General features: G+C 60.5%; 7 protein-coding genes and 1 pseudogene. 7 read left to right on the plus strand and 1 reads right to left on the minus strand.

Going from position 1 to position 10,256, the window contains the following annotated elements; genetic code table 11:
* Nucleotides 1–281 precede the first annotated feature (281 nt).
* Nucleotides 282–2,084 (plus strand): ABC transporter transmembrane domain-containing protein, encoded by a 1,803-nt coding sequence (locus G6N73_RS32595; RefSeq protein WP_165034053.1) that lies wholly within the window; start codon nt 282–284, stop codon nt 2,082–2,084.
* A gap of 895 nt (nt 2,085–2,979) precedes the next feature.
* A pseudogene (locus tag G6N73_RS38900) lies at nt 2,980–4,070 on the plus strand (nucleotidyltransferase family protein).
* Nucleotides 4,071–4,114: 44 nt separating this feature from the next.
* On the opposite strand, the gene G6N73_RS32605 reads toward G6N73_RS38900, so the two are convergent.
* Nucleotides 4,115–4,327 (minus strand): hypothetical protein, encoded by a 213-nt coding sequence (locus G6N73_RS32605; RefSeq protein ID WP_165034054.1) that lies wholly within the window; start codon nt 4,325–4,327, stop codon nt 4,115–4,117.
* A 517-nt stretch (nt 4,328–4,844) separates the two neighbouring features.
* On the opposite strand from G6N73_RS32605, the gene hemA reads away from it, so the two are divergent.
* The 5 genes from hemA to G6N73_RS32630 all read left to right on the plus strand — a co-directional run bounded on the left by hemA (nt 4,845) and on the right by G6N73_RS32630 (nt 10,159).
* A complete protein-coding gene (hemA, locus tag G6N73_RS32610) occupies nt 4,845–6,062 on the plus strand; it encodes a 5-aminolevulinate synthase (protein ID WP_165034055.1) in 1,218 nt (405 codons plus the stop codon).
* Nucleotides 6,063–6,139: 77 nt separating this feature from the next.
* Complete coding sequence (ccmI, locus tag G6N73_RS32615; protein WP_165034056.1) at nt 6,140–7,207, plus strand: c-type cytochrome biogenesis protein CcmI; 1,068 nt, start codon at nt 6,140–6,142, stop codon at nt 7,205–7,207.
* Nucleotides 7,204–7,713 carry a cytochrome c maturation protein CcmE gene (gene ccmE, locus G6N73_RS32620; RefSeq protein WP_165034057.1) on the plus strand — a complete coding sequence of 170 codons (510 nt, stop codon included), beginning with the start codon at nt 7,204–7,206 and terminating at the stop codon, nt 7,711–7,713. The genes ccmI and ccmE overlap by 4 nt, the downstream gene beginning before the upstream one ends.
* Nucleotides 7,710–9,707, plus strand: a complete 1,998-nt coding sequence (locus G6N73_RS32625) for a heme lyase CcmF/NrfE family subunit (RefSeq protein WP_165034058.1) — start codon at nt 7,710–7,712, stop codon at nt 9,705–9,707. The genes ccmE and G6N73_RS32625 overlap by 4 nt, the downstream gene beginning before the upstream one ends.
* Complete coding sequence (locus tag G6N73_RS32630; RefSeq protein ID WP_165034059.1) at nt 9,704–10,159, plus strand: cytochrome c-type biogenesis protein; 456 nt, start codon at nt 9,704–9,706, stop codon at nt 10,157–10,159. Before G6N73_RS32625 ends, G6N73_RS32630 begins: the two co-directional genes overlap by 4 nt.
* Nucleotides 10,160–10,256 lie beyond the last annotated feature (97 nt).

Here is a 10,256-nt window from a genome sequence, read left to right on the forward strand (position 1 = left end):
TAAGTGCTGCGCAAACTCATGATCTAACTCCAAATCTTAAGCCCGCCGCGGTGGTTGATGAACGGTGGCGGCGCGTCGCCAGAGATCTGAGTGCTAAGCCGGCCGGTTCCCCCGGCGCCCAACCTCATCTTATGGCGAACTCATTGCCCAGGGTCCTGAATCGGTGTCCGAGCGTCCCGCTACGCTTTCCATTCGGTTGTGGCGGCTATACATGAAAGCCATCCGGATAATCAGTGCCAACAACCTGCGGATCCGCGGTATTGAAGGCGATTGGAGATGATTTGACAGACGCAGTGCAGGCCGGGGAAAAGAAGCCTCGTTCGCTGAAACCACTCGGACGGTTGGCGCCCTATGTGATGCGCTATCGCGGCATGGTCGCCGGCGCCCTCGTCTCGCTGGCGCTGGCCGCTGTCACCTCGCTCGCTTTGCCGCTCGCCGTCCGCCGGATGATCGATCAGGGCTTCACCCAGCCGGACGGCAGCTTCATCAACGGCTATTTCGCGATGCTGATGGTGATGGCCGTGATGCTCGCGATCGCCAGTGCGCTTCGCTACTACTTCGTCATCACGCTTGGCGAGCGCATCGTGTCGGATCTGCGCCGCGACGTGTTTGCTAGTGTGACGCGCCTTTCCCCGTCCTTCTTCGACGTCAATCAATCCGGTGAGATCGTCTCCCGGCTGACTGCCGACACCACGCAGATCAAGTCTGCCGTCGGCGCGACGGCATCCGTGGCGCTTAGAAACCTGATCCTCTGTTGCGGCGCGATGGGCATGATGGTCGTGACATCGCCAAAGCTCGCAAGCCTCGCGCTTGGTGCCATTCCGCTCATTGTCTTCCCGCTTGTCGCCTTCGGCCGCTCGGTGCGCAAACGTTCGCGCGCCGCACAGGATACGCTTGCCGAGGCCTCTGCATTCGCCAACGAGACAATCGCCGCCACCCGCACCGTCCAGGCCTTCAACGGCGAAGATGCGGCCGCAAACCGTTATGGCCTGGCCGTCGAATCCGCCTATGATGCCGCGCGATCGGCGATCCGGTCTCGGGCGCTGCTCACCGGCATCGCGATCACCTTGATCTTCGGCAGTGTCGTTGCCGTCCTCTGGGTCGGCGCCCACAATGTGCTGACCGGTACCCTGTCGGCCGGTACGCTCGGCCAGTTCCTGCTCTACTCGGTGATCGCCGCCGGCTCGCTCGGGTCCTTGTCCGAAGTCTGGGGCGAATTGTCCCAGGCCGCAGGCGCCGCCGATCGCCTGACGGAACTGCTCGATGAAGTCTCCCCGATCAGCGCACCTGCAAGGCCAGAAACACTGCCGGCGCCGGCCTTCGGCCGTGTCGAGTTTTCGAACGTGCATTTCGCCTACCCGTCACGTCCAGGCAGATCGGCACTTCGTGGGCTGACATTCGATGTGACCCCCGGCGAGACTGTCGCGATCGTCGGCCCATCTGGCGCCGGCAAGAGTACCGTGTTCTCACTGTTGTTGCGCTTCTACGATCCGCAGCAGGGAAGTGTTTCGATCGATGGCATAGATGCCCGTCAGGTAACGCCGGACGACCTGCGCGAATGCATGGCGATCGTGCCGCAGGACGTGACGATCTTCGCAGCCTCGATCCACGATAACATCGCCTTCAGCCGGCCCGGCGCCACACGCGACGAAGTCCGTGCAGCCGCAATGGCCGCCCAGGCCGACGAGTTCATCGCCCGCCTGGACAAGGGCTACGACACGGAGGTCCGCGAACGTGGCGTTACGCTTTCCGGCGGGCAACGTCAGCGTGTCGCGATCGCCCGCGCTATCCTCAAGAACGCACCGGTGCTGCTGCTGGATGAGGCAACCTCCGCGCTCGACGCCGAGAGCGAGACCCTGGTGCAGAAGGCGCTCGACCGACTGATGCAGGGTCGCACGACCCTCGTCATCGCCCATCGCCTGGCAACCGTTCTCAAGGCTGACCGTATTCTCGTCATGGACCAGGGGCGCGTCATGGAAGAAGGAACGCACCAGAGCCTGATCCGTCACGGCGGCATCTACGCCAAGCTGGCGAAGCTGCAGTTCGATGCCGGCGCGGAAGAGTTTCTAGCAATAGCCAAATAGCTATCAATCTTCGTGAAAAGCGTAGACGTCGACCGGCTCGCCGAACCCGCGAAGCGGGAAGGAGCCGAGGCTTTCGAGATCGCTTTCACATTGAAGCTAACGCCATCACCAACAATATTGCGACTTTGTCTTTCATGGAACCGATCACCCTCAGCCAGCCCGGAGCCTAATCCAATTCTCGTGCGCCCAACCTGATTTGCATGGTCGCGTGTATGGCTGCGTCGAGACCCATGGCGACATCACATTGCAGTCCTGTCCCCGCTTTGAGTAAACGATGCCAAGCCACTTTCCGCGGGTGTTACACAAAAGAACCTGCGCGCCATTATAAAGGCGGTCGATTTCACGGTATTTGGATCCTGGTCCGGATCTTACAGCAAGAAATCCATCACCTGACGGATCCAGCCCCTCAACGACGCCGTTTGCTCCGCAGGCATCAAAATTGGGGTCAGCTTCGATGACGATGGGGACCTGAGGCCTCCTGCCAGGCTCCTGAGCCGATGCCCCATGGAGCCATGCAACAGCAGCAACGCGGCGACGCCAGATGCCAGCGCGGTCTTTCCTGAATTCTTAATAACCAAACGCCCCCTACTTATCCGCACATAAACACGATCGTATGTGGGATTCACTCGGCAAATCGCTAAATTCCAAACTGATTGCACCGTTTTCCGCGCTTCTCCGGCGGCGCGCAAACCTCCCGGTGGCTGCCCCTTCGGGAGCTGGTATTTGCGTCAGCCGTCAGCTTGCCAGTCGAAGGGCAGTTTTCCCGGTCAGCCGCGGCTGCTTTGCGGCATATCCCTCGCGTTGTTACCACCTTCGCAAAAACGGTAACAACAATCCGCTGCGGCATCCCTGAAAACATCCTGTTGCCGCTTTCGCGAAAACGGTAACAGCGCCCCTGCAGGAGATTCTTCACACGTACCAGACGCTCTACAGCGAGCTCGCGCAGCGGTCACTTGATGCCGCGTTCACATCCGAATTCGATATCAACGGCCGCTTCGTAACCGCCGAGGTAAGGGATCGCAGGTATTGGTGTTTCGATCTCCCGGATGGCGAGGGCAGCAAGAAGAGAAATTACGTCGGCCCCGTAGACGACCCCGAGATCACGAAGCGGGTCGAAAACTTCAAGGATCTGAAGGCCGACATTCGGGAAAGGCGGAAACTGGTTTCCACACTCGTTCGCGAGGCGTACCTGCCGCGGCCTGAAGGTAAGGCCGGTGACATCGTGCAGGCCCTGGCCGATGACGGATTCTTCAGGCTGTGCGGCGTCCTCGTCGGCACTGTGGCCTGTCAGTGTTACCCTGTCGTCCTTGGAGTGCGGCTGCCCAGCGTCCATGGTGACGGGCGATGCGGATTTCGCCCAGTTCCATTCGATCTCCGTAGCTGTCGAAGACAAGATGCCGCCCGTGCACGAAACGCTAAGGGCAGTCGATCCGACATTTCGGGAGATTCCGCACCAGGCGGACGGCCGCTTCACGACACAGTTCACATCCCGGTCAGGCTACAGGGTCGTATTCCTGACGCCCAACACGGGATCGGACGACTACGGCGGCCGTCGGGCTCCCATGCCTGCGCTTGGCGGCGCTTCGGCACAGCCGTTGCGTTTCCTCGATTTCCTGATCCATCAGCCCTTCCGCGCCGTTCTCCTGTATGGGGCAGGGGTTCCGGTGAACGTGCCGTCGCCCGATAGTTCGCGATCCACAAGCTCATCGTTGCCACCCGCCGTCGCACTGACAACGACGGCACCGCCAAGAGCCCGAAAGGACAGGCTGTAGGCTGTCACCATCATGCAAGCCATGATCGAACAGAGACAGACGGAAGACCTGGCCGACGCTTTTATGGAAGCCTACGGCCCGCGGCACCGCCTGGAAGGAAGCCATCCGCAAAAGCATGGATCAGATCGAGGATGATGCCCATGGACGCATCAAATCTGCGTTGGCGGACGGCATCAGGAAACTGGAGCGGGATCCTGCGGAGTTCGATCTTTGAGAGGCGACAGAGATAGATCTCTGTCTTTCACCCTTCGCAAGAATTCAGGTGGCTTTCTGTTGCGCTCGCATGCTTCCTTGGCGAGCCTTCTCCTGCTTGGCGGCTTCCTGTTCTCTCCGTTCCATCCAGTTCTCGGCTCTGATACCCTGCCAGTCGCTTTGCGTCAGCACCTTCTTAGATGCGGCGTAACCGTCGCCGTTGCGATCTAGCGCATGTGTCCGCTTCAGGTTCTCGCCGATCTCGATTTTTAGCCACATGGGCCCTTCGTTCTCACGGGAAAATTGCTGCTCGCTGTGATTCAGGATGTTGAGCGCCTACTTCGAAACATCGAAAGAGCCGCCCGGCCTAATAGGAAATGTCGTCTGATTTTCAGCGTCCGTGCTCGTTTGCATCACGGTCTTGATAATGAAGGTTCGCGGATCCTTGCATCTCTCAAAAGAATGCTCCTGTCCCGGTCGATATATGACCCGACTTGGTAGTAGAGATTGAGCAGGGCCGGCAGGATCAGCCTGAACGGCTCTCAGCCGAAGCGCGGCGGTATTCCTCGCGGCTATGGAACCTATGCTTGCTGCGCATTGGAAAACTTCGTCCCGCGCTGCGATAAGCTGACGAGCAACCTTGTTTCCGAGCTTCGCCGAGCGCATGCGACCTGTGATCCCATGGTGATTGTGCGAGCGTTAGCCTTCTCGAGAACGGGATCGCCGCGTGTCGTGTACCTGGGTTTCTCTTTCAAATAACCCGCTTTGCTGAGCAATCCTAACAACGGGCCTAGTGATGAAAGATTTTGATGCTATTTTCAAAGGTGCGCTAGACGAGCTGCATTCGGAAGGCCGTTATCGGGTATTCGCAGAGCTGGTTCGCCATTGTGGTCATTTCCCGAGAGCGAGACGGCTGACAGCCAATGGCGAACAGGACGTGACGGTCTGGTGCTCCAACGACTATCTCGGCATGGGCCAGCATCCGAAGGTGATCGAGGCAATGAAAGAAGCCATCGATCACTGTGGTGTGGGTGCGGGAGGCACCCGGAATATCTCTGGTACGACCCTCTACCATGTTCTTCTCGAGCGGGAGCTTGCCGATCTGCACGGCAAGGAATCAGCGCTGATCTTCACCTCGGGCTATGTCTCCAACTGGGCCGCCCTCGGCACGCTTGGCGCGAAGATCCCGGGCCTCATCATCTTCTCCGACGCATTCAACCACGCTTCGATGATCGAGGGCATCCGCTACGCCAAGTGCGAAAAAGTGATCTGGAAGCACAATGACCTCGCGGATCTGGAGGCCAAGCTCGCCGCCGCCGATACCAATGTGCCGAAGCTGATCGCCTTCGAATCCGTCTATTCGATGGACGGCGACATCGCCCCGATCAAGGAGATCTGCGATCTCGCCGACAAATACGGCGCGATGACTTATCTCGACGAGGTGCACGCAGTTGGCATGTACGGCCCGCGCGGCGGCGGCATTGCCGAGCGCGAAGGCTTGATGGACCGGGTCACCGTCATCGAAGGGACCCTCGGCAAGGCCTTCGGCGTCATGGGCGGTTATATCGCCGCTTCCTCGGCGCTCTGCGACTTTATCCGCTCTTTCGCTTCGGGGTTCATCTTTACCACAGCGCTCCCGCCGGCCCTTGCCGCAGGTTCTTTGGAATCGATCCGCCATCTTAAAGCCAGCCAGTTCGAGCGCGTTCGTCAGCGGGAGAGTGTGCGCAAAGTACGCAGTCTGCTCGACCAGCGCGGCATTCCGCACATGCCGAACCCGAGCCATATCGTGCCGGTCATGGTTGGCGATGCCGCCAAGTGCAAGTGGATCTCGGATCTGCTGCTCGACAATTTCGGCATTTATCTCCAACCGATCAATTATCCGACGGTTCCGAAGAAGACCGAACGCCTGCGGATCACGCCGACGCCGCTGCATTCGGATGCTGATATCGAACATTTGGCCGAGGCGCTGCATTCGCTCTGGTCAGATTGCGCGCTCGCCCGCCATGTTGCCTGATATCCAGCCGAGAGACCGTCTGAAAAACAACACGGGCGCATGTGCGTTCGCCACTGAAGGACCAAGGTGTAAACATTGTGCTGACACAGACCATTCTCATGACGGTGACCATCGCTGCCGGACTGATCCTGCTTTATCCCTTGAGGCGCAGTCCGAAGTCTGTCGACGGCAGCCACCGGATGGAGCTTGCCGTCTACCGCAACCAATTGAAGGAGCTTGAACGCGACCGCCTTCTGGGCTTGTTTAGCGATGAACAGGCCGACTATGTCCAGGCTGAGATAGCCCGACGGCTCTTCGCGGCAAATGACAATAGCCGCCCGCGCGGTCATCGTCCGATGTCGCACCCGTGGATCCTCGCATCGATGTTCGTCTTCCTTGGCGCTGCCTTCCTCCTCTACCTCTTCATCGGTCGGCCTGATCTGCCATCCCATCCATTTGAGCGTCAGGCGAGCGCCCTGAGTATGGACGCCGCTGCCGTCGTCGCAAGTGCTGAGCAGGCTGTCACACAACACCCTGATGATTGGGATGCTTCGCACATGCCGCTGGGGCCGAGTGCCGCACGCCTTGATGGTCTTGCCGAAACGCTGATGGCGATTGCCGGAGGCGTGGTGACCGAAGATGCCCGAAAGATCCTGGAACAATCGTTGTCCCTTGAGCCGAACAATCCGCGCGCGCGTTTCTACATCGCACTGAGCATGGAGCAGGCCGGCCGGTCCGGCGAGGCGCGCGCCTCCTTCGAGGCGCTGGCCAACGATTCGCCTATCGGCGCGCCGTGGCTGCCGCTGGTCAATGAGCATATCGTCAAGAACGGCGGCTCAGCTATTACACCTGCAGCTCAATCGACAGCAGCGGGTGGCCCAACGGCAAAGGACGTGGCGGCGGCCGAGGCCATGAGCAGCGGCGATCGGCAGCAGATGATCCGCGGCATGGTGGAAATCCTCGATGCCAAGCTTGCCGAAAATCCCGGTAATTTCGAGGGCTGGATGCAGCTTGTCCGTTCTTATGCAGTATTGAGCGACAACATTCGCGCAGCGAATGCCCTGAAGCGCGGGCTGGCGGCATTCCCCGCGAGCGGCGATCGGGGCAGACAGTTGCTGGCGCTGGCCAAAGAACTTGGAATCCAGACGGAAGGACGGACGGAATGACGCTCAAGCAGAAACGCCTGACAGTAATAGTCGGGGGCATGAGCTTTATCATTGCTGCGGTGCTGCTTGTCATGTTCGCCTTCAGGCAGTCCGTTGCTTATTTCTACATGCCGGTGGACCTCGCAAAGAATCCGATTCCGCCGGGCACGCGAATCCGCCTGGGCGGTCTTGTCGAAGAGGGCAGCATCGTTCGTGGCGAGGGAACTGCCGTGCGCTTCGCTGTCACCGACCAGAGCGGCGATACAGTGAACGTTCGCTATCAAGGCATCCTGCCGGACCTTATGCGCGAAGGGCAGGGCGTCGTCACCGAGGGAACCTACGAGGCGGGAAGTAATCTTTTCTCCGCCGACACCGTGCTTGCCAAGCATGACGAGACATACATGCCGAAAGAAGTGGCCGACAGGCTGAAGGCCCAAGGACTTTGGGAAGAGAGCAAGACACCGTCTCAGCAAGGCGAGGCGAAGGATCAGGAAGCAAAGGGTCACGAGGCGAAGGTGACGCAATGATCATCGAGATTGGCCACTACGCGCTGGTTCTAGCGCTCGCAATCGCGACCATCCTGTCGATCGTTCCGGTCATCGGTGCGCGACGGGGCGATCAGGCAACGATGGAAATCGCCCCGTTCGGCTCCGTCTTGCTCTTTGCCCTTGTCGCCTTCTCCTTCGCGGCGCTAACCTATGCGCATGTCGTTTCGGATTTCTCCGTCAAGAACGTCTGGGAAAATTCGCATTCGCTGGTGCCGCTGGTCTATAAATATTCTGGCGTCTGGGGCAATCACGAAGGCTCGATGATGCTCTGGCTGCTGGTCCTGTCGCTGTTCAGCGCGCTGGTCGCGGTATTCGGGCGCAATCTGCCGGATACGCTGAAGGCGAATGTGCTTGCCGTGCAGGCGTGGATTTCGTTTGCTTTCATCCTCTTCATTCTGCTGACGTCGAATCCCTTCATCCGCCTCGATCCGGCACCGCCCGAGGGCCGGGACCTCAATCCGTTGCTGCAGGACTTCGGCCTCGCCATCCATCCGCCGCTGCTCTATCTCGGTTATGTCGGTTTTTCGATTTGCTTCTCCTTCGCGGTCGCCGCGCTAATGGAAGGCCGTATCGATGCGGCCTTGGCGCGCTGGGTGCGGCCCTGGACGCTTGCCGCCTGGATCTTCCTGACGCTCGGCATCGCCATGGGCTCCTACTGGGCCTATTACGAACTCGGCTGGGGCGGCTGGTGGTTCTGGGATCCGGTCGAGAATGCCTCCTTCATGCCCTGGCTCGCCGGTACCGCGCTGCTGCATTCGGCGCTCGTCATGGAGAAACGCGAGGCGCTGAAGATCTGGACAGTGCTGCTCGCCATCCTCACCTTCTCGCTGTCGCTGTTGGGCACCTTCCTGGTGCGCTCAGGCGTGCTGACCTCGGTGCATGCCTTTGCCAGCGATCCGAGCCGCGGGGTGTTCATACTCTGCATCCTGTTAATCTTCATCGGCGGGGCGTTGTCTCTGTTTGCCTTCCGGGCACCGCGGCTGTCTGCTGGCGGGCTGTTTGCGCCGGTCTCGCGTGAGGGCGCTCTTGTTCTCAACAACCTGATCCTGACGGTCGCATGTGGCACTGTGCTGACGGGCACGCTCTATCCACTGCTGCTGGAGACGCTGACCGGCGACAAGATCTCGGTCGGCGCACCCTTCTTCAACATGACCTTCGGCCTGCTGATGATCCCGCTGCTCGTTGCCGCTCCTTTCGGGCCGCTGCTTGCCTGGAAGCGCGGCGACCTGTTCGGCGTGCTGCAGCGGCTCTATGTGGCGGCGGGCCTCGCCTTCGTTGCTGCACTTGCCATCTTCTATGCCGAGTATGGCGGACCGATGCTGTCGCTGCTCGGCCTTGCGGCAGGCCTGTTCCTCGTCTTCGGAGCCGCTGCCGATCTCTGGCACCGCTCGGGTCTCGGCAAGGTGGACGCGCATGTCGCCTGGCGCCGGCTGAAGGGCCTGCCGCGTTCAGCCTTCGGCACAGCACTTGCCCATGCCGGACTCGGCATCACCGTACTCGGCATCGTCGCGGTCTCGACCTTTGCCACCGAGCACATCATCGAGATGAAGCCGGGCCAGACCACGGATGTCGGCGGGTATGTGGTGCGATTCGACGGCATGCAGCCGGCCACTGGCCCGAACTACCGGGAAGACCGCGGCCACTTCAGCATCCGCCGCGGCGGCTTCGAGGTGGCCGATGTCTGGTCGGCCAAGCGCGTCTATGTCGCCCAGCAGATGCCGACCACGGAAGCCGGTATCCAGACCTTCGGGCTCAGCCAGCTCTATGTGTCGCTCGGCGATCCGACCAAGGACGGCGGCATCGTCGTGCGCATCTGGTGGAAGCCCTTCATCCTCTGCATCTGGGGCGGCGCGCTGATCATGGCGGCAGGCGGTGTCGTCTCGCTCAGCGACCGGCGCCTGCGCGTCGGCGCGCCGAGCCGCAAGGCAAAGGCCACGAAACCTGCGGCCCCGGTGATGGAGGCGGCGGAATGATCAAGCGGTTCCTGCTTGCTGTCGTCCTGATACTGGCGGCTGCTCCGGCTTTTGCCGTCAACCCCGACGAAGTGCTCTCCGATCCCTCGCTCGAAGCCCGGGCCCGGGCGTTGTCGGCCAAACTGCGCTGCATGGTCTGTCAGAACCAGTCGATTGACGATTCAAACGCCGACCTTGCCAAGGATCTGCGCCTCCTCGTGCGCGAGCGCATCACCGAGGGCGACACAGACAAGCAGGTGCTGAATTATATCGTCTCGCGTTACGGCGAGTTCGTGCTTCTGAAGCCGCCTTTCAATGTGCGCACACTGCTGCTCTGGGGGGCACCCGCGCTGCTGATACTCGCAGGCGGGGTATCGCTCATCATCTTTGTACGCAAGAGAGCCGGCCAGCCCACCGGCAGCAAACTCACCGCAGATGAGCAGGCGCGGCTTGTTGAACTGAGCTTAGACTGAAGCCTAGATTATTGAGGCTCATCCGATGCACCGACATGGCGGCGTCTGTATCGGAAGCCGAAAGCTGTACCCGCTGTCCGACCGACAATACCCTCAG

Origin of the sequence: Allomesorhizobium camelthorni (assembly GCF_011045125.1) — a bacterium.
GTDB lineage: Bacteria > Pseudomonadota > Alphaproteobacteria > Rhizobiales > Rhizobiaceae > Allomesorhizobium > Allomesorhizobium camelthorni.

Bases quoted from the DNA above. Each gene is read 5' to 3' on its own strand.
- G6N73_RS32605 (WP_165034054.1), bottom strand. From the start codon at position 4,327: ATGTGGCTAAAAATCGAGATCGGCGAGAACCTGAAGCGGACACATGCG.
- hemA (WP_165034055.1), top strand. From the start codon at position 4,845: ATGAAAGATTTTGATGCTATTTTCAAAGGTGCGCTAGACGAGCTGCAT.
- ccmE (WP_165034057.1), top strand. From the start codon at position 7,204: ATGACGCTCAAGCAGAAACGCCTGACAGTAATAGTCGGGGGCATGAGC.
- G6N73_RS32625 (WP_165034058.1), top strand. From the start codon at position 7,710: ATGATCATCGAGATTGGCCACTACGCGCTGGTTCTAGCGCTCGCAATC.
- G6N73_RS32630 (WP_165034059.1), top strand. From the start codon at position 9,704: ATGATCAAGCGGTTCCTGCTTGCTGTCGTCCTGATACTGGCGGCTGCT.